Raw genomic sequence first — 24,094 nt, 5'->3', positions numbered from 1 at the left:
CCTCAGCCGTTCTTGAGCTCCCTCCCGAGGTCCTCCCCCAGGCGCGCGGCCTCGCGCTCGTCGCCGGGCCACGCGACGCGCCGCTCGGCCCTCCGCAACCGGGAGCCGTCGGGCTCGGCGAGGAGCGCCCGCAGCCAGAGCGCGCCGCCGTCCCGCACCGCGTAGGCGGCCACCGGCGTCCGGCAGCTGCCTTCCACGGCCGCCATCACGGCCCGCTCCGCCGTGACGCAGACGGTGGTCTCGCGGTCCGCGAGCGCCGAGAGGACGCCGCGCACGCCGGCGTCCTCGGCGCGGCACTCGATGCCGAGCGCCCCCTGGCCGATCGCCGGCAACGACACCTCGGGCGACAGGACCTCGGTGGCGCGATCGGCGAGGCCGAGCCGCTTCAGGCCGGCGAGCGCCAGCACCACCGCGTCGAACGACCCGTCGAACACCTTGCGGAGGCGCGTGTCGACGTTGCCGCGGACCGGCTCGATCGCGAGATCCGGGCGCGCCTCGCGCAGCGCGACCGCCCGGCGGAGGCTCGAGGTGCCGACCCGGGCGCCCGCCGGCAGCTCCGCGAGCGGGGCGCCGCTCCGGGTGACGATCACGTCGCGAGGATCCTCCCGCGCGGGGATGCAGGCGAGGCACAGCGCCGGGGCGATCTCGGCGGGGACGTCCTTGATCGAGTGGACCGCGAAATCGGCGCGCCGGTCGAGCAGCGCCTCCTCGAGCTCCTTGATGAACAGCCCCTTGCCGCCGATGTCCTGGAGCGAGCGATCCTGCGTCTTGTCGCCCGAGGTCACCACCTCGAGCTCGCGGAGGGAGAGATCGGGCACCGCCGCCTCGAGGGAACGGGCGAAGGCGCGGGACTGGGCGAGGGCGAGCGCCGAGCGGCGCGTGGCGAGGGTGAGCTCCATGGGGGTCACGCTCCCTTTAACCCAGCTGCGCGCACGGCCGCGGCCGGATTCGCGACGGCCAGGACGCCGGCCTCGGCGGGCTGGGGGCGCGCGCTGGGCTGCCGGGCGTAGCGGCCGTCGTCGTCCGCGACCTGAGGGCGCGGGTCGGCCTGCCGCAGCGAGGCGCCGCGCGCGCCGGAGGGCGGCGGCGCTGCCCCGCGGGCGGACCGCGGCGTGGGAGGGCCCTCCGCGGCGCCGCGCAGCTCCCCCTCGGCGAGCACGGCGGCGGCGCCGCCCTCCGGCGCGCCGTCGATGTCGAAGAGCTCGCGGAGCGAGTCGACGTGCTCGGCGACGCGGGGATCCGTGGCCATGGCGCGGAGGCGGGTGGTGGGCACGTGGAGCAGCTTGTTGGTGGCGGCGTCGACCATCAGCGCGAGCGCCTGGCGCTCGGCCGGGCCGAGGTGCCGGAGCTTGCCGGCGAGGCTGCGCTCGACCTCGGCCGCGAGGATGGAGCGCGTGCGGGCCCTGAGCCCCACGATCGTGGGCGTGAGGGCGCGCTCGAGCGTCCACGTCTCGAAGGCGTGCGCCTCGTCCGCGACGATCGCCTCGGCCCGCGCCGCCTCGGCGGCGCGCCCCTCGACCGACTGCGCCACGATCTGCGAGAGATCGTCGACGTCGTAGAGGTAGACGCTGTCGAGCTTGTTGACGGCGGGGTCGATGTCGCGCGGGACCGCGATGTCGATGAGGAACAGGCTCCGGCCCTTCCTGGCCTTGCGGGCCCGGCGGACGAGGTCGAGCGTGACCACGTAGCTCGGGCTCGAGGTCGACGAGATCACGATGTCGGCGTCGATGACGGCGCGCTCGAGCTCGGCCCAGGGGCGGGGCTCGCCGCCGACCTCGCGCGCGAGCGCGGCCGCGCGATCCAGGCTCCGGTTGACCACGACGAGGCGGGCGCCGGCGCGGACGAGGAGCTTCGAGGCGGCCTCGGCCATCTCGCCGGCGCCGATGAGCAGCGCCGTGTGGCCGGCGAGATCCGCGAAGATCTGGCGGGCGAGATCGATGGCGACGCTGGAGACCGAGACCTGGCCCGCGCCGATCGCCGTCTCGGTGCGCACGCGCTTGCCGACCTTGATCGCGCGGTGGGCCGCGCGGCCGAGCCGCGCGCCGAGGGTCTTCGCCCCGCGGGCGATCTCGATGGCCTCCTTCATCTGCCCGAGGATCTGCGGCTCGCCGACGACCATCGAGTCGAGCGACGCGGCGACGCGGAAGAGGTGGAGGACGGCATCGCCGCCGACGCGGCCGGCGAGGTGGCCGCGGACGCCGTCGCCGCCGAGGCCGACGAGGACCCCGACGGCGGCGCGCAGCGCCTCGTTGTCGGCCGCGAGCTCCTCGTCGGACGGCGGCGCGGCGCCGCCGGGGCGGGACAGCCCGGGCGCCTGCTGCCGCGGCGAGGCGTAGACCTCGACGCGGTTGCACGTGGAGAGCACGAGCGCCTCCCCGATGGCGGGGTGCGCGGTGAGGCGGCCGAGCACCTCGGGGAGCCGATCGCGGCCGATCGCGAGCCGCTCGCGCACCTCGATGGGCGCGGTCTTGTGGGAGAGCCCGACGAAGATCACGGGCGCTAGCCTCCGAGCCCCGCGGCGGGGCGGATGAGGTAGATCACGAGCACCGCCGCGGCGCAGGCGAGCCCCGCGATGGTGCCGTACGCCGCGCGGCGGCCGCGCCAGCCGGCGGCGGCGCGCAGGAGCAGCACGAGCGCGATGAGGAGCCAGGTGGCGTAGCCGAAGATGGCGCGCATCACCTCCTCGGTGTTGCCCATCTCGAGCCGGTGCGCCCAGTACGTCCCCGTGACGATGCCGAGCGTCAGCAAGGGGAAGCCGGCGATCAGGAACCGGTGGACGGCGCGATCGAGGGTGTCGAGCGGCGGGAGGCTGCCCATGCGCTCGACGTGCCGCTTCCGCTTGAGGCGCTTCTCCTGGACGAGGTAGAGCGCGGCGGCGGCGCCGGCGAGGAGGAAGAGGGCGATCCCGAGCAGGTTCGCCATGACGTGGGCCGCGATGAACAGCGGGCTGAGCTTCGGCTCGGGGTGCGGCTTGCCGAGGAAGAAGGTGCCGAGCAGGAAGGCGAGCCCGAGCGGCCCGATGAGGAGCCCGAGCGCGTCGATGCGGAAGCGACGGCGGGCGACGAGGTACACGGCGATCGCGAGGAGGGACGCGACCGAGAGCATGAAGTGGACCGAGTGGACCGGGCAGACGCGCGCGACGAAGCTGGCGAGCGTGACGTAGGTCGCGTGCCCGAGGGCGCCCAGGCCGAGCAGCAGGGGCGCGTGCCGAGACGCGGACGCGGCGGCGGTGGCGCTCGGCCGCGCGGCGGGGTCGTGGGCGTGCGCCCCGCCGCCGAGGAGGCCCGGGAGCTCCCCCGTGGAGGGGAGCCGCGCGCGGCTGCGGGCGACGTCGAGGAAGAAGAGCGCGCTGGCGGCGCCGTAGAACAGGAGCGCGAGCGCGAAGCTGATCCCGGAGATGACCTCGGGCATGGCCCCCGTTATAGCCTGCCTTACCGGGGATGGCCCGCCGCGCTCGAAGGCGGGGGCGTACCCTCGTCGGAGCCGGCCCGACAGCGCGAGGATCCGGTTCGAGGGGGAGCCCGGGGATGCCCGCTGCGCCCGGGCGCCGCCGCGTCCGCCGGGGCGCCGGCGGCTGCGGCGCCGTCGCGCCCGACGGGGCGCCGTCGCGCCCGGCCGGGGACCGCCGCGCCGCGGTGCGGCGGCGCTACATCTTGCTCGTCAGGAACGCGGCGAGGAGCTCCTCGTCGCTGGTCAGGCTGCTGTTCGTGGCGGTCGACGCGGGCGCGGCCTTGCGGTGCTCGGCGAACGTGCCCACCGGCGCGCCGATGAACCCCGGGATCACGTCGTAGGCGTTGTCGCCGATGATCATCGACCCCTCGAGGATCTCCGCCCCGAGCTCTCGCAGGAACGCGCGCGTCTTGACCCGGCCGAGGACCTCGTGGACGTCCGCCGCGCCCGTCACCTCGCGGAGCACGCGGATCGCCTCGATGATCTTGTAGCGGCGGCCCTCGGTCTTGATCAGAAGCTCGTCGTTGTTCAGATCGACGCGGTCGCTCGCGATCCAGTCGTCGAGCGCGGCCTGCGGAAAGAACACGCGGTTCTTCATCGCGGGCAGTCTACTCAAAAACCGGCCCGAGCGGTTGGGCCGCGATGCCGGCGGCCAGGGGTCGGCCAGCGGCCGGGCCCCGCGTCAGGCCGGAGGGGGCACCCGGGGCGGAGGCGCCGAGTCCCGCGACAGGCCGCGGAGGCGCGCCGGCAGGTGCCAGAGCGACTCGAAGATCCCGAGCAGCACGTAGAAGCCGAGCAGCCACACGAGCACGAACGCAGGCTGCAGCTGCGTCGAGATCACCGCGCTCGAGCCGACGGCGAACGCGACGAAGAGCACCGTGCGGACGTTGAGCCGGAGATCCTTGAAGGAGCGGAACCGGATCGTCGAGACCATCAGCAGCGACAGGATCGTCGTGGTCACGAGGATCGCCGGCGCGTAGCGCTCGCCGCCGATGTCGCCGGCGGCCGCGTGGTTCGCCACCACGATCGAGACCAGGATCCCCGCGGCGCCCGGGATCGGCAGGCCGACGATGTACTTCGACGGCTTCGTGGGCTTGCCCGTCTCGCCCATGGAGAGGACGTTGAAGCGCGCCAGCCGGATCGCGCCGCACGCCGTGAAGATGAACGACACGAGCAGCCCCGCGAGATCGAAGCGGTGCAGCGTCCACTGGTACACGAGCATCGACGGCGCCACGCCGAACGAGACGATATCGGCCAGCGAGTCGATCTGCAGGCCGAAGGCGCTCTGGGTCTTCGTCATCCGCGCGACGCGCCCGTCGAGCGTGTCGAAGAACATCGCGAAGACGATGAGCAGCGCGGCGCGGTAGAAATCATCCTCCGACTGCGCGGTCGCCGAGCGCCGGATCGAGTCGAAGCCGCAGAATATCGATGAGAGGGTGATGAGGTTCGGAAGCAGGAACAGCGTCTTCCTGAGCTCCAACCGCCGTCGCTTCCGGATCATGCCGCCTCCCTTTCAGGCAGGCCAGGCTATCGCCCCACAGACCACGAACGCAAGCGCCGAAGCGCAGACGCGATCCGCTAGAAGGTTACCGCGAGCCGGGATCCAGGAGCGTTTCATCGCACCCTCTGCTGCGTTTCAGCCGTTCTTTTTCTCGGCTTTCGGCCGTCGCTCAGCGCTCGGAGCGCGGCGAGCCGTCGAGCGCCGGCTCGCTCCATACCGCCTCCGGGACCTTCGCCCCCGGCTCGAAGCGGCAGGCCATCCGGCGGAGCTCGATGGCCGCGCCGGCCGCGCCCGACGAGCCCGCCGCCGCCCGGAACAGCCACGACTGCGCGAGATCGCCGGGGAGGATCGCGGAGAGAGGAGCCCGCCCGATCGCGCGGGCGTCCCAGCCGGCGACGCACGGCGCGGACGGCGTGCCGTGGAGCACCGTGGAGGCGGTCAGGAGCACCATCACCTCGGGCGCGCCCGACGGGCCAGCGGCGTCGGTGACGACGACGGGGTGGCGCGCGCCAGGGAACAGGGCCTCGCTGCCCAGGAAGAGCGGCGCTTCATGGCGCGCGGTCGCGGCGCGATCGGCGGCAGAGCACGGGCGCGGCGCGTCGCCGAGATCGAACGGCGTCGGCAGCGGCCGCGCAGGGCCGAGCGTTCCGTCCTTGCGAAACGGTTGGAAGAGGGCCCAGGCGCTCGCATGCCCTGGATCGGCGACCAGGGTCGTCACGCCGATCGACGTGCCCGCGTAGGTCCAGTCGGTGTGCACGAGCCGATCGCGGCCCGCGGGGGGCGCGACGGTCACGGCCTCGATCGACCACGCGGCGCCCGGGCCGGGCGGGGCGGGCGCGCCGGCGGAGGGCGCCGGGGCCGGGCGGTGCGCGAGCAGCATCGCGGTCACCGGGCCGTTCGACGCCTGCCGGACCATCCCCACGCCGACGGGCTGGCCGTCCGCGAGGACGGCGTCGGTCCGCACGTCGAGGCTGCCGTGGAGGCCCGACGCGGGCCAGGACGGGAACTCGAAGCGCTGGAGCTTGCCGGGCGGCTCGTAGAAGAACGTGAGCGCCGAGTGCGCGCTGCCGGAGTGCGGGCGGAGGAAGATGCCGCGCAGCGAGACCGACAGGAGCGCGGGGTCGTAGAAATCCTCGGGGGGCGGCGCGGGCGCGCGGCGCTGGCCGGGCGGAGGGCGCGCGCCCGGAGGCGTCGCTCGCGCGGCGTCCGGCGCGGGTTTCACGTCGCCGAGCTCGAACGGGCCGGCGTCGGGGATGACGCCGCGGCCCGAGGTGCCGTCCAGCCAGTTCTCCCACGCGACCTCGACGTTGCGCATCGGCGCGCCCGGCTTCGCCGCGCCGCCGGGGATCCGCACGCGCGCCGCGGCGTAGCCCTCCATCTGCGCGGTGAGGTTGGTCGCCACCCGCGCTCCCCCGAGCCCCGCCGGCGCCGCGGGCAAGAGCGAGCGCGTGACGACGCGCGCCTCGCCGGCGCCGGACTCGGGGAGCGTCGCGGAGACGACGTCGATGGCGCCGCTCGGAGCGCGCGTGAGCAACGACCAGACCGACCGGCCGCGCAGGAGCTCGTCGGCGTCGGGCAGGCCGAGGCCGCTCGAGTCGACGTTGTCGATGCGCGTCCACTTCGAGGACGGCAGCGTCTCGCAGACGATGGGCGTGCGCACGGCGGGCTGGGCGCGCGGCGGAGGCTCCGGCGCGCGCGGCGGCGCGCCCTCGGCCTGGCCGCCCCAGCCGACGCGGGTCGCGGCGTCGCCGAAGAGGCAGCCGCTCGCGCCGCAGGCGACGGCGACCGGCGCCTGCGCGAGCTCGCGCGAGAGGGCCGGCATCTCCGGGAGCTCCGCCCAGGTCACGCCGCCGTCGAGCGACTCCCAGAGCGCCGCGACGTCCTCGCCGCCGCCGTCGGCACGCGCGCGCCCGCGCGACGCCCGCGTCGACAGCGCGACCACGCGCCGCCCGAAGCCGGCGAGCGCCGCGCTCTCCGCCGGCGCGACCGCCGCCGTGAGCACCCGGCCGTCCTCGTCCGCCGTGAGGTACGTGAGCGCGCCGCGATCCGAGAGCAGCAGGCCCACGGCGCCGTCGTCCGCGGGGCGGAGCGCGCTCTCCTCGACGATCTCGAGCCCCTCGGGCGACGCGCCCTCGCCCGGGCCGCCCTCGGCGTCCTCGTCCTCGTCCTCGACGCCGTCCCCCAGCGGCGCCGGCGGCGCCCCGGCGGTCGCGTCGAGCGACCGCGGCGCGAAGGTCTCGCCGCCGTCGTGCGAGACGAACAGCGCGAGGCGCTCGTCCTTGCCGCGGTAGCCGAGGAAGTAGGCGGAGCGCCCGTCCGCCGAGAACGCGGGCAGCGCGGCGGGGGCGCTGAGCGTGGGGGCCGCCGCGAGGGTCACGGCGTCGCGCGCGTCGCGGGCGCCGTCGCGGGTGAGGAGCAGCGGCGCGGTCGGCTTGCAGCCGTCGGCGCCGTCGCTCGGCCTGCAGACGCCGGTGACGAGCGCCGCGCCCTCGGGCGCCACCGCGACGCCGACCTGGTCGATGTCCGCCGTCTCCAGCGTGGCCGCCGGCGACCACGCGCCGCCGCCGTCCTCGCTGCGGAGCACCCGCGCCACGATGCGGTCGCCGTCCGGCTCGGCGCACACCGCGACCACCCGCCGGCCGTTCGCGCCGAGCTTGATGCTCCCGCACTCGCCCGTGCCCGGAAGGGGCGCTTCCTTGAGCGGCCCGTCGATGGGGCCGCTCGCGAGGCGCCACGGCGCGCCGGCGTCGTCCGGGCGCACCGCCTCGACGTAGCGATCGCCGGCGATCGCCGCCCGCCCGAGCCACACCGCGGCGGCGGACGGCGCGCGCGGGGCCGCGATGGCGAGCTCGACGTCGGCGCGCGGGAGCGTCGCCGCGCCGCGCGAGAACGCGGGCGCGCGCCGCGGATCCCAGGTCGCCGACGCGAGGAGGCCCTCGGCGAGGAGCTCGCCGCCGAGGGCGCCGACCCGCGAGAGGCCCATGGCCGGGAGCGGCGCGCGCGCCCAGGTGGCGCCGCCGTCCTCGCTGGCGAACAACGCCTCGGGCAGCGCGAGCGCGAGCGCGCGGCCGCCCTCGGCCATGGCGACGCCGAAGGCGCGCGTCGGGGACCCGGCCTGCGCCGCGGCGCCGTCGAGCAGGGCCGGCTTCCACCCGAGCTCCTCGCGCCAGCGGAGCACGCCGCCGGCCCGCGTCACCCCGAGCAGCGAGCCGCTGGCGCCCGCGAGCTGCACGAGCGGCTCCGGCGGCGACAGCGTCCGCGTGAACGGGCCGAGCGGCGAGGAGGCCTCGTAGATCGCCCCGCTCGCGCCGACGAACATCCAGGAGGTCGGCGAGCGCCGCACGATGGCGGTGAGCTCCTCGGGCGCGGGCGCGGCGCTCGCCCTGCCCTGCCCCGCGCACCGGACGGGCTGCGCGGCGGCGCCCGGCGGCGCGGCGGCGTCCGGTCGCGCCGCCGCGGCTGCCGCGGCCGCCCGGGGCTCGGGCGTCACCGTCCAGCGCTGGCCGCCCTGGGCCACGACGACGCAGCCGCCGCCGGTGGACGGCGCCCACGCGACCGCGGCCTCGGGCGGCGCCGGGTGGTAGCTCCAGCGCGCGGGCGACGCGTAGGCGGCGCCCGCGATGTCGGCCGGCGGGAGCACGGCCGCGGCGGGGCGCGACGGCTGCGCCGGGGCGCTGGAGCAGCCTGCGAGCGCGCACGCCGACGCCAGGGCGAGCGGCGCGCGGCGCCGCGGCGGCGGCGCGGTCATTCGACCCAGCGGGCCACGAACAGGTTGGTCTCGCCGGGCTTCGCGCCGTACCGGTTCGAGGCGAACACGACGTGCTCGCCGGTCGGCGAGAACATCGGGAAGCTGTCGAAGCCCTCGTAGAACGTGACGCGCTCGACGGGCGGCACGCCGTCGGGCCCCGGGGGCCCCTCCGCGTCGACGAGGTAGAGGTCGAAGTTCGGCATGCCGCGGGCCCCCTGCGGGGTGCTGAAATCCGAGGCGAAGACGAGCCGCCGCGAGTCCGGCAGGAAGTAGGGCGCGAAGTTGGCGCGGCCGTTCCTCGTCACCGCGCGCGGGTTCTGCCCGTCGGCGCCCGCGACGAAGATCTCGAGGGCGCTCGGGCGGACGAGCCCCTTGGCGAGCAGCGCGCGGTAGTCGTCGAGCGCCGCGCCGGTCGGGCGGCTCGCGCGCCAGACGAGCTTGGTCGAGTCGGGCGAGAAGAAGGCGCCGCCGTCGTAGCCGGGCGTGCTCGTGATGCGCCGGACGTCGGAGCCGTCGAGCTTCGCGGTGTAGAGCTCGATGTCCCCGTCGCGCGTGCTCGTGAACACGAGGCGCGAGCCGTCGAACGCGACGGTGGCCTCGGCGTCGTAGCCTTTCCCCTGGATGAGGGGGCGGAGATCCGAGCCGTCGGCGTTCGCGGTGTAGATGTCGAACTCGTCGAGCGGCCACACGTAGCCCTGCGAGTGATCCGGCTTCGGCGGGCACGCCTCGCCGGCGGCGTGGGTGGAGGCGAAGAGGACGCGCGGCTGCGCCGGGGCCGGCGGCGCGGGGAAGAGGAAGTAGCCGCAGGTCGTCTTGCCCTGGCCGTTCGAGACCCGGCGGACCTCGCCGCCCTCCAGGTCGATCACGTACTGCTGGTCGCACGCGCCGCCGTCGCGGGTCGACTGGAAGATGAGCTTCCTGCCGTCGGGCGACCAGTAGGCCTCGGCGTTCTCGCCGCCGAAGGTGAGCTGCCGGAGGTCGGCGAGGTGCTTCTCGCGCGGATCGGCGGCGACGCTCTTGCCGGCGCGGATGCGGAAGGGGAGCCACTCGGGCTTCGCCGTGGTCGTGGCCTCGGGGATCTGGCCGAGGGGCTCCTTCGGCCGGGGTTCCGGGGAGGCGCAGGCGGCGAGGAGCAGACAGGCGAGCAGGGCGGGCGGCCGTCGGTTCATGGCGGCGCGACTGTAGTACGAAAGCGGAGAGCCGTCGCGGGGAGGCCCGCGGCCGGATGCGGTACACTTTCCGGCATGGCAACTGCTTCGCCGCTCGGTCGCGCCACCGCCGAAGATCTCGCGCGGCTGCCCCTTGACGTGCGCGCCGAGATCATCGACGGCGCGATCGTCGAGAAGGCGACCCCGAGCGCAGAGCACAGCGACGCGCAGGGCGAGGTGATCGCCCGCCTGCGCGGCCCCTTCCATCGCCGCCCGGGCGGCGGTCATCCCGGAGGGTGGTGGATCCTCCCCGAGGTCGAGATCGAGCTCGATCCGCATGAGGTCTACCGCCCCGACGTCGCCGGCTGGCGCCGCGAGCGCACCCCCGAGCGCCCGAGCGGCCGGCCGGTGAAGAGCAGGCCGGACTGGGTCTGCGAGGTGCTCTCCGCCTCGAACGCCAGCAACGATCTGGTCAAGAAGCTACGCGTCTATCACCGGTTCCAGATCACCCATTACTGGATCGTCGACCCGCAGAACGAGACCCTCACCGTGCTGCGCTGGACGGCAGACGGCTACCTCGCTGCGCTCACCGCCGGCCCCGGCGACCGCGTGCGCGCCGAGCCGTTCGAGGCCGTGGAGCTGCCCGTCGGCGTCCTGTTCGGGGGCGACGAGGCGCCCGCGGCAGGGACCTGATCCCGCTACTGCCGGAAGATCGTCACCGTCGTCGGAATCGTATGGTCGCCGCCGGAGCAGTTCCGGAAGCTGCCGTCCGACGCCGGGAGGCCGCAGTGATCGTCGCACTCGCCGAGGACCTCGACGACGCAGCCCTCCGCGTCCGCGCCCGTCCCGCCGCACACGCGGCGGATGAGCGTCGACCCGGGCGACCTGCACGCGAACCGGAGCTGCTGCGGCGCGAAGAGATCGCCGAAATAAGCCCCCTCCCGGTGAGGGAACGACTCCTGCTCCGCGGGCTCCAGCTCAAGGGCCTTGTTCTGGCCGCGCATCGAGATGGGGAGGCTCTCCCCGAGGTGGTTGACCCTGGCCAGCATGCAGGCGGACACCCACCCTTGGCATCGCGCGTTGCAGTGCCCGTGCGCCCTGCCCCACTCGGGTGAAAGACCGACATCCCCCTCGAAGACGTGAGTCTCGCCGTCCAGGGAGACCTCCACCGACTGCCCCGCCGGGAGCGCGCAGCCCACCGCGTACTTCAGGAACTCGCGGGCCAGCGGATCCCGGAGCGCGTTCAGGACATCGCTGCTGCCGGCGATCGCGTCGGTGGTCAGCGGATTGCCGGTGAGCTCCCCCGTCGCGACCCTGTCGGTCGTGAGCGCGCTGGCTTTCAGCGCGTTCTTGGTGAACGCGTTTCGCGTGAACACCTCTTGCGCCGCCGTCTCGCTGGCCTCTTCGGAGGGCTCGGCCTCAACCACGCAGGCCGGCAAACAGACGCTCATCAGGCCCAGGAACGAGATCGCGAATACGGAACGATTTCGCATAGCCCCCTCATTAGCCATTGAACCATGTATCAGGAGTTTCCTCAACGCATTTCGGGAGGAACCGCAAAGATTCCGCACCTGCGTTGGTCTGGCAAAACCGGCGAGCGAGCAGCCGATCAGGCGTGCTCGTGGGCGGCGCGAGGACTCCGGGAGAGACGCTGGCAGGGAATCCTACGTTCGGTGGATCGCACCGTTATCCGTCGCGCCCTCGTCGCATCGTCACCGAGCGTCGCCGTCGCCGAGCCACCGCGCCGCCAGCGCGAGCGTCTCGCCGTTGTCGAGCGACGAGAGGAACCGATCCCGGTAGCGAGGATTCGAGATCTGCCCGGCGCGGGCGAGCACGCTCTGGCGCGCCCGCGCGAGCGCGGCGACCCCTTCGTCCCGGCGGCCGCTCGCGAAGAGGGCCTCCGCCCGGACGAGCCGGATCAGCGACTCTCCCTCCTCGACCGCGCCGAGCGACTCGAGGAGGGAGAGCGCCTCGCCGGAGAGCGCGAGCGCCTCGTCGGCGCGGCCCTTCCGGAGCAGCACGCGCGCGGAGAGCGCCCACGCCGCGGCGCGCAGCGGCGGCGCGCTCTGCAGGAGCTCGGCGGCCGCGCGGGCCTCGGCCTCCGCGGCGGCGAGGTCGCCGCCGAGCAGCGCCGCCTTCGCCAGGTAGGCGCGCGCGACCCCCTCGGCCCTCGGATCGCCGAGCCGCTGGAACGTCGCGATCGCCTCCGCCTCGACCCGCCGCGCCTCGTCGAGATCGCCGCGGGCGATCATCACGTTGCCCAGGTTGCTGCGGGCGAACGCGGCAAGGTCCGTGAGCTCCATCTGCTCCGCGGCGCGCAGCGCGGCGCGCAGCGCGGCCTCGGCCCCCTCGCAATCGCCGAGCTCCATGGTGATGGCGCCCAGGTTCACCCGCAGCGAGCAGGCGTTGCGGCGATCGCCGCTCCGCTCGAACACCGCGAGCGCCGCCTCGATGCCCTCCAGGCAAGCGCCGGGATCGCCGGAGGTCATCGCGCGGATGGCGCGCGCCTCGTACAGCCTCGCGAGCACCTCGACGTCGAGCGCCCGGCCCTCGTCCCCGCTGCGCTCGAGCGCGGCGATGATCCCGTCCGCGGCGGCGTAGCGGCCGCCGAAGACGAGCCAGAGGGCGCCCTCGACGAGGCAGATGTCCCGCCGGGTGAGCGCGCCCGCGCCGGGCGACGCGCCCCGCGCCGTCGCCACCCAGGACTCGACGCGGTCGAGCGCCCCCTGCTTGCCGGCGGCCATGACCACCTCGGTCGCGGCGGAATACCAGGACGGCGAGCCCGGCTCGAAGAGCGCGGCCGCCTCGAGCGCGCGCTGCTCGGCAACGGCGAAATCGCCGCGCCACACGCGGGCCTCCGCCTCGACGAGGAGCAGCCCGCCCGCCTCCGCCCCGGCGGCGCCGCACGCGAGGCCGCGCTCGGCGTGCCGGATCGCGGCGAGGAGATCGTTGCCGCGCAGGGACTGCTCCGCCGCGCGCCGGTACCACGCCGCCGCCCGCCCCGGCTCGGCGCCGCGCTCGAAGTGCTCCGCGAGCTCCGCCGCGTCGCCCTTCCCCTCCCCTTCCAGCCACTCGCCCGCGAGCCGGTGCCCGAGCTGCCGGTCGTAGTCCGTCAGCGCGCCGTACGCCGCCTCCCGCACGAGGCCGTGCCGGAAGCTGTACTCGGGCTCGGCCGCGCCCGCCTCGCCCAGCGCGCCGAGCTCGAGCGCCGCGCCCTCGCACGCCGTCGGCGCGTCGCGCTCGGGCTCGTCGAAGGGCGCCGCGCGCTGGGAGGACAGCGCGGAGAGGAGGCCGTCGCCGCGCCGGCCTGGCTGCCGCCGCGGGGCGATCACCTCGCGCTCGACGAGCTCGGCGAGCCGGTCCCCCACCTCGGCGTCGGCGCCGCCGAGCAGCGCGGCCACGCCGGCGGGCCGGAAGCTCTGGCCGAAGACGCTCGCCGCCCGGAGGACGCGCCGCGCCTCGGGATCGAGCGCCTCGAGCCGCGCCTGCACCATCGCCAGCACCGTCTCCGGCAGCGCGGCGCCCCGCCCGTCGGCGGCGGCGCGGATCTGCTCTTCCAGGAAGAACGCGTTGCCGTCGGCGCGCTCGACAAGCGTGGCGACGACCTCCTCGCCGGCCGCGTTGCCGAGCGCCTGGCGCACGAGCCGCTCGCTGGCGCGGCGCGAGAGCCCCGTGAGCTCGATCTCCTGCACGCCGCGGCCGGCCCACAGCTTCGGGAACATCTCGCGCACCTCGGGCCGGCCGAGCGCCAGCACCATGAACGGCGCGTCGCGCAGGTTGCGGAGGGCGCTGTTGATCATGGCCACCGTCGGCAGGTCGCCCCAGTGCAGGTCCTCGAGCACGAGCAGCACCGGCTGCGCCGCGCACTCGGCGCGCAGGAACTCCTCCCAGGCGAGGTGCAGCTGATCGCCCATGAGCACGGAGCTCCGGCGCGCCACCCGGAGCGCCTCGCTCTCGTCGTCGGGGAAGGGCGCCCCCACGAGCTCGCCGAGGAACGGCGCGAGGCGGGCGCCGGCCTCGCCGTGGCGGCCGACGCGCTCGCGGATCTTGCGCTGCACCGCCGCGGCCGGCGTGCCGTCGGCGACGCCGAGCGCGCGCCGGAGCACCTGCGAGAGGAGGCCGAAGGAGGCGCCGGCGCTCATCGGATCGCCGCGCGCGATCCAGACCTCCATCGGCTCGCCGCGCGCCCGGAGGCGCCGGAGCAGCTCGGTGCGCAGGCGCGATTTGCCCATGCCGGCGGGGGCGGTGACCAGCACCGCCGACGGGGTCTGCTCCTCGATGCACTGGACGAACGTCGCCTCGAGGAGGGACAGCTCGCGGTCGCGGCCCACGCACGGCGTCGGCTTGCCGAGCAGGCGCGGCACCACCTCGAGGTCGTCGCGCTCGCCGCGCAGGAGGTGGCCGGTGGGGTCGGATCCGACGTCGAACCGCGCGCCGAGCAGGCCGGCCGTGACCTCGTCGATGCGGACGACGCCGGGCCGCGCCGCGTCGCCGGCGAGGAGCGCCGCGGCCTGATCGATGAGGTTGCCGATCGGGGAGCGGGCGGTGAGCTCGGTGCGCCCCGAGACCAGCGCGACGGGCGCGCCGCCGAGCAGCACCTGCATCGCGAGCGCGCATCGCGCCCCGCGGGCGGCGAGATCGGTCGGCGCGACGGCGCCCGAGAGCACGACGACCGGCGAGCGCGACTCGATGATCTCGAGGCGGCCCTGGTGGCGCTCGGCCAGGGCGCTGAGCGCGCGCACCCGGAGCGCGTCCTCGCCCTCGGACCGGGTCGCGTCGCTGTCGAGCGCGCCGTCGCGGGCGAGGAGGAGGCAGATCATCCGGCGCTCGCCGGTGGTGAGCTCGGGGGCGGGGCCGCCGATCGGCAGAGGGACGCGCCGCGAGCCGGGCGCGAGCTCGCCGAGCGACGCGAGCTCGGCGGCCACGGCCGCGCCGTCGCGGGGGCGGTCGCGCGGGGCCTTGGCGAGCATGCGCATGACGAGGTCGTCGAGCGCGGCGGGCACCTCGCCGCGGAGCTCCCGGAGCCGGGGCGGATCCTCGAGGAGGACCTTCACGAGCACGGAGAGGCCGTCGTTGCCGACGAACGGGGGCCGGCCGGTGAGGCAGCGGTAGAGGACGCAGCCGAGGGCGAAGACGTCGGCGCGGGCGTCGATGGTGAGCTCGCCGCGCGCCTGCTCGGGCGCCATGTAGCCGGGGGTGCCGAGCATCACGCCGGGCATGGTGAGCTCCTGGCCGGCCTCCGCGACGCGCGCGACGCCGAAGTCGAGCAGGGTGACCTCGTCGACGGAGCCGCCGACGAGCAGGAGGTTGCTCGGCTTGAGGTCGCGGTGGACGACGCCGAGGCGGTGGAGGGCGCCGAGCGTGGAGGCGACGCGCGCGCCGAGCGAGAGGCTCTCGGGCACGGTGAGCGGCTCGCGGAGGAAGCGCTCGGCGAGGGTCTCGCCGGAGAGCCACTGCATGGCGAGGAAGAGGTCGCCGCCGTCGGTCGCGCCGTGCGCGACGTACCCGACGATCCCGGGGTGACGGAGCGTGGCGAGCGCCTGCGCCTCGCGGAGGAAGCGGTGCGTCTCCTGGGGGCCGCGGCGCTGGAGGATCTTCACCGCGACCGGCTCGCCGGTGAGCCGGTCGCGGGCGCGGAAGACCTGCGCCATGCCGCCGGCGGTGGCGTGCCCCTCGATCTCGAAGCGGTTGCCGACGAGGTCCCCTGCGCGCATCAGCGGTACCCCTGCGGCGGCCCCGGGAGCCGCGGCGCTCGCCAGTGCAGTGCGTCGGAAGAGCCCATCGCAGTGGCCGAGGATATCCAGAACCGCGCCGCTTCCAGGCAGCAATTTGTGCTGTGAGGAAGGCAACCGTTACGAGATCCAGGTCACCATTTGCCGCGGAGCGGTGGGAAGGTGGGCAGGACGTTGTGCTCCGCACCACGACACGTGTCCGGAGCGGTCAGTCCCGCGAGGGTCCGTCCTCGGCGCCGGAGAGGACTTCGTCGACGGGCCTCACCCAGGCGCGCTTTCCGTCGAAGACCGCGACCAGCGCGTGCACGGGCGCGGCGCCGGCGGCGACCAGCTCTGCCGCATAGCGGCGGTCGCGGACCTGCCGCGCGGCGGCGAGGAGCGCCTGCTCCGGCGTCTCGCCGCGCTGCGGCACCTTGAGCTCCAGCACGACCCCTGGACGCCCCGGCGTCCGCGGCCGCACGAGGACGTCGGCGCGGCCGAGGCCGGACTCGCGGTTGGAGCGGACGTCGTAATCGCCCTCGAGCTGCACCAGGAGGCCGAGGATGAAGCCGTGATAGAGCTTCTCCGGCTCCCGGCCGGCGGGGTCCTGGTAGGACATCACGGTGACGAGCAGCCGCTCGAGCAGCGCCTCCAGCGACGGCGCGTCGCCCGCGAGCAGCGCGCGGAGCAGCCCCTCGGCGTGCCTCCGCTCCGGCAGCCCGCGCCGGAGCCAGGAGTCAAAGAGATCGCGGTACGCGACGCGGACCTCGATGTTGGGAATGGCGAGCGAGGCGATGACCTTGCCGAGCTCCTCGCGCACCGCCCTGGGGGTGAGGTAACCGGAGAAGAGGAGGAAGCTCCACAGCGCCTCCGGCTGCCGGTCCAGATCGCGCAGGACGATGTTCTCATCAATACGGGCCTCGACGGGCTCGCCCCGCAGCAGCGCCTCGGTCTCGGTCGAGAGGCCGAGCCCCCGCCGGGCGATGAGATCCTGGAGAAGGTCGTTCGAGGCGGTGTTGACCCAGTAGGGCCGGAGGGCGGCGCTGGCCACACAGTTGAGGATCGACCAGGGATTGTAGATGACCTCGCCGCCGAAGAGATACCCGTTGTACCAGGCCCGGACCTCATCGAGGCGCGGCGGCGCTTGATCGGGGAGCGAGCCGGTCTGTCCGGTGGGGCCGCTGTCGGGTCGCGCCTGCTCGAGGACGCCGGCGACCTCGACCTCGGTGAAGCCGAAGGAGGTCGCGTAACGGCGATCGTTCAGGATCGAGGACACGATGACGTTGTTGAGGCCCGAGAAGAGGTTCTCCCGGGCGACCCGCAGCACCCCCGTCAGCACCCCCTTGAAGAGCGAGGGGTTGTCCTTGAGTGCGGCAGAGAAGAAATTCCGGAAGAACAGCGTCACCTCATCGAAGAAGCCGTTCAGGTATCCGGATTGGATCGGGGTATCGTATTCGTCGATCAGAATGATCACCTTGCGGCCGTGATGGCGTGCGAGATGATCCGAGAGTTCTCTGAGCGAGCGACGGCAGTCCTCCTCCGTCGCTTCACCGTAAAGGATGCGCTCGAACCGCGGGCGGTCATGTGGCTCGATCCCTCCTTCGTTGAGGAGATAGCGGTGCTTCGCATAGAGCCCCTGGAGCTCACTGCGAATCCCTTCTTGTGCGGCCTCGTAAGAGGAGGTCTTGATGTCCTTGAACGTGAGGAAGAGGACAGGGTGCTTCTGGAGATGAGCGCGGGCCGCCGGGTCGCTCCAGACGGCGAGATCCTGGAACAGTGGGGAGAGGTCCTCGTCGCTTTTCCCGAGGAAATACGCGAGGGTGGAGAGGTTCAGGGTCTTGCCGAAGCGGCGCGGCCGTGGGAACAGGACGACCTGCGCAGGATCGGCGAGGAGCTGCCCTATGAACGAGGTCTTGTCGACATAGCCGGCGCCTGCGCGGCGGAGTTCGCGGAAATCGGACTGGCCGAGGGCGGGGACGAAGGGCATGGCTTCAATGGGGCCGCCGCCTTTCAGCGGCGGAGAGGGCGGACTGTAGCTTCAATGGGGCCGCCGCCTTTCAGCGGCGGAGAGGACGGACTGTAGCTTCAATGGAGCCGCCGCCTTTCAGCGGCGGAGAGGGTGCTCGCGGCGCGCAGAGGGACTGTCCCCGGCCGCACCTCGCCCGTCAAGCGTTCCCCCGGGAGGGCAGACGTGCCCGCCGAGCTCACCCGCCCGGCGCCGCAGCGCCCGTCGCGCCCCTTCCCGTCGCGCCCCTCCCTGGACGCGCCGCCGCCGCTCCGCGTGGCCGGCCGCGCACCGCCGATCTACCCTACCCCGGTGCGATCCCTCGTTCTGGCCGGCTGCCTCGCGGTCCTGGTCCCCGCAGCCGCGACGCTCGCGATCCCGCACGCCGAGGCCGCGGACTTCGATCCCTCCGGCCGCGGCAAGCGCAAACCGAAGGCCCCGAAGCCCGGCGGCGGCAAGCCGGGCCCCGCCGCGCGGCCGCAGCCCGGACCGCGGCCGCAGCCCGGAGCGAGGCCGCAGCCCGAACAAGCGCCGCAGGCCAAGCCCGAGCCGGCCGAGGGCGGCGACGCGAAGCGGAGCGGGCCGTCCAACGACGCGCTCATCGCGCGCTACACGGCCATCGTCATGAGCCAGCCGAGCGCGCCCTTCCCGCTCCAGCGCCTCGCCCAGCTCTACCGCGAGCGCGACGGGAACCTGAAGAAGCTCGTCGAGGAGTTCGAGCGCCGCGCCGCGCAGCCCGGCGCCGACGCCTGGGCCTCCAAGGTCGTGCTCGCCGGCATCTACAAGCAGGACGGGCGCTACGACGACGCCATCAAGACGTACGAGGCCGCCATCGCGGACCGGCCGGCGGACCCTGCGGCGATGATGGCGCTCGCCCAGCTCGAGGCGGACCGCGGCGACAAGGCCCGCGCGCGGGCGCACTACGAGAAGGCGCTGCCGCTGCTGAAGGTCGCCGCGGACGTCGAGCAGACCCGGCGCACGCTGCTCGCGCTCTGCCTCGACCTCTCGGACTTCGACGCCGCCAAGGCGCACCACGACGCGCTCGTGAAGAACGCGCAGGGCTCGCTCTTCGTGAAGGCGGAGCTCGGGCGCGAGCTCTCCGCGCGCGGGCACCACGCGCGCGCCGAGGTCGAGTTCCGCGAGCTCGTGAAGGCCGCCGCCGGCGACAACCGGGCGCTCGCGCCGGCGCTGCGCGACCTCGGGCAGGCGCTCGCGCGGCAGAAGAAGATGGACGAGGCGCTCGCCGTGCTGAAGCGGGCGCTCTCCATCGCCGGCAACGCCGCGGGCGTGCGGGCCGAGATCCTGCTCATCATGACCGACGCCTTCCGCGCCGAGGGCAAGCTCGCCGAGCTCATCGCCATCCTCGAGGCCGAGCGGGGGCAGGACTTCCAGCGGCTCGCGACCCTCGGCGCGCTGTACGAGGAGACCGGCGACGTCGACAAGGCGATCGCGATCTACCGGAGGGCGCTCGCGCTCGACGGCAAGCACATCGACACGCGGCTCCGGCTCGTGCACCTGCTCCAGACCGCCGGCGAGCTCGACACCGCGATCCGCGAGTACGAGCTGCTGATCAAGGCGGCCCCGAACAACGCCGACTTCGTGTTCGAGCTGTGCGAGACGCTCATCCAGCGGGGCGACCGGCCGAAGGCGCTCGCGCTGCTCACCCAGCTCGAGGGGCGCGTCGCGGACGAGCCCGAGACGCTCGCGGCCGTCGCCGACTTCTACGAGCGCGTCGAGGAGAAGGACCGGGCCCTCAAGGTGCTCCAGCGGCTCGCCGGGGCCGCGGGCGGGGATCCGAGCCACCTCGTCGACCTCGGCGACCGGTACTTCCAGGCGGGCGACAAGAAGAAGGCGCTGGAGACCTGGGCGCGCATCAAGCTGGTCGTGCCGAACCGGGCGCGCGCCGCGGCGACCCTCGGCGAGGTGTACCTCGACCACGACATGGTGACCGAGGCGCTCGCCGCGCTCCGGGAGGCCGCGCAGCTCGAGCCCGCGAACACCCGCTACAAGAAGGCGCTGGCGATCGCGCTGGAGCGCACCGCGAGCTCGCTCGGCAACGCCGGGCCGCGCTACGCCGAGGCGCGCGAGCTGTGGGAGCAGCTGCTCGCCGGCGCGGGCGGCGACAAGCTGCTCGCGCGCGAGGCGCGCACCCACATCGTCAGCCTCTGGTCGCTCACCCACGAGCTGCAGGGCCGCGTCGGGCCGCTCGGCGCGCGCTTCAACGCGACCCCGCCCGACCTGGAGGCGGGGCGGCTGCTCGCCGAGGTCCAGCGCAAGCTGCACCGGCTGCCCGACGCCGAGGCCACGCTCCGCAAGCTCGTCCAGGCCGCGCCGGGCGACGAGGACTCGCTCCTCGCGCTGGAGCGCGTGCTCGTGCTCCAGCAGAACCTCCTCGGCGCCATCGACGTGCTGGGCAAGCTCGTCGAGGTGAACCCGAAGCGGGCCCGCGAGTTCTACCAGCGCATGGCGCAGTACGCCGCGGAGCTCTACCGCGACGACGACGCGATCCGGTACGCCGCGCGCGCCGTCGAGCTGTCGCCCGAGGACGCGAGCGGCCACCAGAAGCTCGGCGACATGTACCGGAGGCGGCAGGACTTCCCGCGCGCCATCGCCGAGTACCGGCAGGCGCTGGCGAAGAACGACCGGCTGTTCCCCGTCTACTTCGACCTCGCCGAGCTCCTGCTCACCGCGGGGCAGGCCGACGAGGCCGACCGGCTCTTCCGGCGCGTCGTGCGGGCGTCGAACGACGAGGAGCTCGTCGCGCGCGCGGCGCGGATGTCGATGCAGGTGAACCTCGGCCGGGGCTCGCTCGAGGTGCTCGAGCGCGAGCTCCTGCCGGTCGCGGTCGGCAACCCGCAGAAGCCGCTCTACCGGCGGCTGCTCGTCGAGCTGTACGGGGCGATGACCTTCCCGCTGATGCAGAAGGTCCGCGCCGAGGGCCGCGCGGCGAGCGCGGCGGCGCGCGCGGAGCTCGCGAAGATCGGCGCGCGCGCGGTGAAGCCGCTGCTCGACGCGCTCGCCGACGAGAAGGAGTCGCAGCAGAAGATCGCGATCGAGGTGCTCGCCTACGTCGAGAACAAGAGCGCCGGGCCGGCGCTCTACAACTTCGCGATCGGGCAGGCGGACAAGGGCCTGCGCGCCCGCGCGATGATCGCGTGCGGCGCGCTGCGCGACCCGTCGATGCTGGAGCGCTACGAGCAGATGCTCGCGCCGCGGGACGCGGCGGCGACCGTGCTGCCGAACGACGCGGTCGCGGTCGCGGCGACCTGGGGCGTGGCGCGGCTCGCGGCGGGCGGCGGCCGGCCCGCGGCGAAGGCCGAGGCGCTGCTCGCGCGGCTCCTGTCGTCGCCGGCGCCGGAGGTGCGGGCGATCGCGGCGGTCGGCCTCGGGCTGACGCACGACCGGAGGCACGCGGCGGCGCTGTCCGCGGTCGCGCGGGCGCCCGAGGCCGGCTCCGTGCCGCGCGCGGCCGCGGTCCGCGCGCTGGGCGAGATCGGCGGCGGCGGCGAGGGGCCCGCGCTGTTCATGTCGCTCGCCGACTCGAGCGAGCCGGAGCTCCGCCGCGCGGCGCTGCTCACGCTCGCGCGGCTCGGCGAGGGCGCCTCGACGAAGGGCGGCCCCGGTGAGGCCGAGGCGTCCGCCTCGGGGGGCGCGGCGCAGGCGATCGCGGCAGGCGCGTTCTCGTCGGACGAGGGGCTGCGCGCCGCCGCGGTGTCGGCGGCGGTCGCGCTCACGCGGCGCGCCTACCCGCGCGCACGAGAGCCGCTGCCCGTGCCGGACGGGGCGCTGACGGTGAAAGACGTGCTCGCGGGGCTCGATCCGGATCCGCCTGGCCCGGAGGACCGCGCGGCCGCGCTCGTGGCGCTCGGCCCGGCGCTCCAGAAGGCGGCGGTCGCCGCGGTCGCGACGTCGCCGGAGCGGGCGCTGGTCGTCGCGGACGCGATCCTGTCGCGCGGCGCCGCCGGCCTGCGCGGCGCGGGCGCGGCCGGCGATCGCGGCGCCACGGCCGGCGGGGCGGCGCTCGGGCTCGCGCCGTTCACGGACGGGCGCGCCGAGCTCGCCCCGGAGCTCCGGCGGCAGGTCGAGGCGGCCGTGGAGGGGGTCGCGGCGTCGGTCGTGGGCGGGTTCGTGGCGCTCGTGCGGCACCCGGCGATCGAGGTGCGCACGCGCGCGGTCGAGCTGCTCGCGACGCGGCCCGAGCCCGAGGCGCAGGCCGCGGTGGTCGACGCGCTCGGCGATCCGGAGGAGAGCGTGCGGCGGGCGGCGCTCGCGGCGCTCGGCGCGGTCCGGCACGGGCCGACCATCGCGGCGGTCTCGGAGCTCCTGCGGACCTCGGCGAGCTGGCCGCTCCGCGTCCGCGCGGCGGAGGCCCTGGGCCGGCTGGGCGCGCCCGGCGGCGCGGCCGGCGGGCGGCCGGGCCAGGTCGCGGAGACGCTCGGCGCGGCGGCCCGCTCCGACGCGTACGCCCTCGTGCGCGAGGCGGCGGCGCGCGCCCTCGCCTCGGCGGATCGCGCGGCGGCGGCGCCGGTGCTGAAGCACCTCGCGGCGCGCGACCCCGAGCCGCGCGTGCGCCAGGCCGCGGCCGATCTGATGCGGAGCGGCGCGCCGTGAGCGCCGCTGCAGCGACCGGGCCGCGGCGCGTCCCGCCGCGGCTCGCGCCGCTCGTCCTGGCCGGCGCGGCGAGCGCGGCGGCGGCGGGCGGCGCGGCCGGCTGCGACGACGTGAGCCGGTTCTCGACGGCCGACGGCGAGGCGTATTGCGGCGCGATCACGCTGGGCGGCGCGTTCCGCGCGGGCCTGAGCCCGCGGGTGCAGATGCGGCTGTCGCTCGACGCGGACGCGCTCGACGGGCCGGAGCCGCCGGGCGCGCTGTGGACCTACGAGGCGCCCGACGGGGCCGCGCCGGAGCGGCGCCTCCTCGACGGCGCGCCGCTGCGGCCGATCGGCGCGCTCGCCCACGATCCGCTGTCGCGGCTGGAGTTCGGGGAGGGCCGCGAGCGCAACGCGATCTACGCCGTGAGCGCGTCGGATCCTGCGGCGGAGCCGCTGATCGCGATCCTGTCGCTGCGCACCGACGCGTCGGTCGAGGTCCGCCTGCTCCGGCCGGGCCGGGAGCCGCTTGCGCCGGGCGAGGCGCAGGCGGAGGGAGAGCGGCAGGTGTTCGGCAATTTCAGGCTGACGCGGCGGACGGGGACATGCGGGTTCTAGGGATCGAGACATCGTGCGACGAGACGGCGGCGGCGGTGGTGACCGAGGGCGGCGACGTCCTCTCGGACGTGGTGCGCAGCCAGGTGGCGCTGCACGCGCCGTACGGCGGGGTCGTGCCCGAGGTCGCGGCGCGCGATCACGCGCGCGCGGTGGTCCCGGTGGTGCGCGAGGCGCTCTCGCGCGCCGGCGTCGCGGCGGCGGACCTCGACGGCGTCGCGGTGACGTCGCGGCCTGGGCTCGCGGGGGCGCTGCTGGTCGGCCTGCAGGCCGCGAAGGGGCTCGCGTGGGCGGCGGGCAAGCCGCTCGTCGGCGTCGATCACCTCGTGGGGCACCTGCTCGCGGTGTTCCTGCGGCGGGGCGGCGCGCCGCCGCCGGAGGAGCGGCCGTCGTTCCCGTACATCGCGCTGCTCGCCTCGGGCGGGCACACGGCGATCTACCGGGTGGACGGGCCGTCGCTCGGCGCGATCCGCGAGCTCGGCGCGACGCGCGACGACGCGGCGGGCGAGGCGTTCGACAAGGTGGCGAAGCTGCTCGGCCTCGGGTATCCGGGCGGCCCGGTGGTCGACCGGCTCGCGGCCACGGGGGATCCGGCGGCCGCGTCGGAGGCGGTGCCGGCGGTGATGGCGCGGAAGGAGTCGCTGGAGTTCAGCTTCTCGGGCATCAAGAGCGCGGTGGCGCGCCACGTGGCGAGGCGGGGGCGGCCGGAGGGGCAGGCGCTCCACGACCTGTGCGCGGCGTTCCAGGGCGCGGTGGTCGACGCGCTCGTGCAGAAGACCGTGCGGGCCGCGCGGGTCGAGGGGGTCGAGCGGGTGGTGCTCGGGGGGGGCGTCGCGGCGAACCGGGGGCTCCGGGCGAGGATGGCGGCGGCGTGCGAGCGGCGGGGGCTCGCGCTGTTCGTCCCGCCGTTCGCGAGCTGCACGGACAACGGGGCGATGATCGCGTATGCGGGCGCGCTGCGGCTCGCGGCCGGGGAGCGGGACGCGCTGGATCTCGCGCCGGAGACGAGGACCGCGCTGCCGCGGGTCACCCGGAAGGGCGGCGGCGCGCGGTGAGCGGGACAGGCCGGTAGCGGGGCGTCGCGGGGAGCGGCATGGGCGCGGGGCGCGAGGTGTGTGGGGCCATGGCGGGCGATGGCGAACGCTGGCGAACGTTGAAGGTACGGCTGGTGCCGGGGACTACCTCGGACTTGTCGGCTGCGGCGAGCCGTGGTCTGATGAGAGCTCAGGATTCAGGCCGGCCCGCGCTGGCCGTTTTTCCGGCCGGACGGGACAGGACAGCTTGGGATAGCCGCCCGTCGGGGCGCGAGGTTTGAGGGCCATGCAGG

General features: G+C 75.2%; 14 protein-coding genes. 4 read left to right on the top strand and 10 right to left on the bottom strand.

What is annotated here, in order from left to right:
• Window positions 1-2 precede the first annotated feature (2 nt).
• The 7 genes from hemC to WME83_RS10475 all read right to left on the bottom strand — a co-directional run bounded on the left by hemC (window position 3) and on the right by WME83_RS10475 (window position 9,868).
• Window positions 3-899 carry a hydroxymethylbilane synthase gene (gene hemC, locus WME83_RS10505; RefSeq protein WP_437319139.1) on the bottom strand — a complete coding sequence of 299 codons (897 nt, stop codon included), beginning with the start codon at window positions 897-899 and terminating at the stop codon, window positions 3-5.
• Window positions 900-904: 5 nt separating this feature from the next.
• Window positions 905-2,494, bottom strand: a complete 1,590-nt coding sequence (gene hemA, locus WME83_RS10500; protein WP_437319138.1) for a glutamyl-tRNA reductase — start codon at window positions 2,492-2,494, stop codon at window positions 905-907.
• Between the two features lie 5 nt (window positions 2,495-2,499).
• The gene (gene ccsA, locus WME83_RS10495) at window positions 2,500-3,411 is read right to left on the bottom strand and encodes a cytochrome c biogenesis protein CcsA (protein WP_437319137.1); all 912 of its coding nucleotides are present in this window, start codon (window positions 3,409-3,411) and stop codon (window positions 2,500-2,502) included.
• 235 nt (window positions 3,412-3,646) lie between these two features.
• Window positions 3,647-4,048 carry a hypothetical protein gene (locus WME83_RS10490; RefSeq protein ID WP_020734041.1) on the bottom strand — a complete coding sequence of 134 codons (402 nt, stop codon included), beginning with the start codon at window positions 4,046-4,048 and terminating at the stop codon, window positions 3,647-3,649.
• Between the two features lie 84 nt (window positions 4,049-4,132).
• Window positions 4,133-4,951, bottom strand: a complete 819-nt coding sequence (gene pssA / locus WME83_RS10485) for a CDP-diacylglycerol--serine O-phosphatidyltransferase (protein ID WP_437319136.1) — start codon at window positions 4,949-4,951, stop codon at window positions 4,133-4,135.
• 169 nt (window positions 4,952-5,120) lie between these two features.
• The gene (locus tag WME83_RS10480) at window positions 5,121-8,699 is read right to left on the bottom strand and encodes a hypothetical protein (protein WP_437319135.1); all 3,579 of its coding nucleotides are present in this window, start codon (window positions 8,697-8,699) and stop codon (window positions 5,121-5,123) included.
• Window positions 8,696-9,868, bottom strand: coding sequence for a hypothetical protein (locus WME83_RS10475; RefSeq protein ID WP_437319134.1), 1,173 nt, complete (start codon window positions 9,866-9,868; stop codon window positions 8,696-8,698). The genes WME83_RS10480 and WME83_RS10475 overlap by 4 nt, the downstream gene beginning before the upstream one ends.
• A gap of 75 nt (window positions 9,869-9,943) precedes the next feature.
• Between WME83_RS10475 and WME83_RS10470 the strand changes: the two genes are divergently transcribed.
• Window positions 9,944-10,540 (top strand): Uma2 family endonuclease, encoded by a 597-nt coding sequence (locus WME83_RS10470; protein ID WP_437319133.1) that lies wholly within the window; start codon window positions 9,944-9,946, stop codon window positions 10,538-10,540.
• A 5-nt stretch (window positions 10,541-10,545) separates the two neighbouring features.
• Here WME83_RS10470 and WME83_RS10465 read toward each other — a convergent pair whose 3' ends face one another.
• The 3 genes from WME83_RS10465 to WME83_RS10455 all read right to left on the bottom strand — a co-directional run bounded on the left by WME83_RS10465 (window position 10,546) and on the right by WME83_RS10455 (window position 17,545).
• Window positions 10,546-11,340: a hypothetical protein gene (locus WME83_RS10465; protein WP_437319132.1), complete on the bottom strand. Its 795-nt coding sequence runs from the start codon at window positions 11,338-11,340 to the stop codon at window positions 10,546-10,548.
• A gap of 219 nt (window positions 11,341-11,559) precedes the next feature.
• On the bottom strand, window positions 11,560-15,561 hold the full coding sequence (locus tag WME83_RS10460) for a protein kinase domain-containing protein (protein WP_437319131.1): 4,002 nt from the start codon (window positions 15,559-15,561) through the stop codon (window positions 11,560-11,562).
• Window positions 15,562-15,787: 226 nt separating this feature from the next.
• Window positions 15,788-17,545, bottom strand: a complete 1,758-nt coding sequence (locus tag WME83_RS10455) for an AAA family ATPase (protein ID WP_437319130.1) — start codon at window positions 17,543-17,545, stop codon at window positions 15,788-15,790.
• Window positions 17,546-17,875: 330 nt separating this feature from the next.
• Here WME83_RS10455 and WME83_RS10450 point away from each other — a divergent pair, with 330 nt between their 5' ends.
• From WME83_RS10450 to tsaD, 3 genes are read left to right on the top strand one after another with little or no spacing between them, the layout of a single operon-like run.
• Window positions 17,876-22,174 (top strand): HEAT repeat domain-containing protein, encoded by a 4,299-nt coding sequence (locus tag WME83_RS10450; protein WP_437319129.1) that lies wholly within the window; start codon window positions 17,876-17,878, stop codon window positions 22,172-22,174.
• Window positions 22,171-22,770, top strand: a complete 600-nt coding sequence (locus WME83_RS10445; RefSeq protein WP_437319128.1) for a hypothetical protein — start codon at window positions 22,171-22,173, stop codon at window positions 22,768-22,770. Before WME83_RS10450 ends, WME83_RS10445 begins: the two co-directional genes overlap by 4 nt.
• Window positions 22,758-23,822, top strand: a complete 1,065-nt coding sequence (tsaD, locus tag WME83_RS10440; RefSeq protein WP_437319127.1) for a tRNA (adenosine(37)-N6)-threonylcarbamoyltransferase complex transferase subunit TsaD — start codon at window positions 22,758-22,760, stop codon at window positions 23,820-23,822. Before WME83_RS10445 ends, tsaD begins: the two co-directional genes overlap by 13 nt.
• The last annotated feature ends 272 nt before the right edge of the window (window positions 23,823-24,094 follow it).

This window comes from Sorangium sp. So ce385 (assembly GCF_051474135.1).
In the GTDB taxonomy this organism is placed as follows: Bacteria; Myxococcota_A; Polyangia; order Polyangiales; family Polyangiaceae; genus Sorangium; species Sorangium cellulosum_D.
Note: the sequence above shows the minus strand (reverse complement) of the source record. Positions and strands in the feature narration are given on the sequence as shown.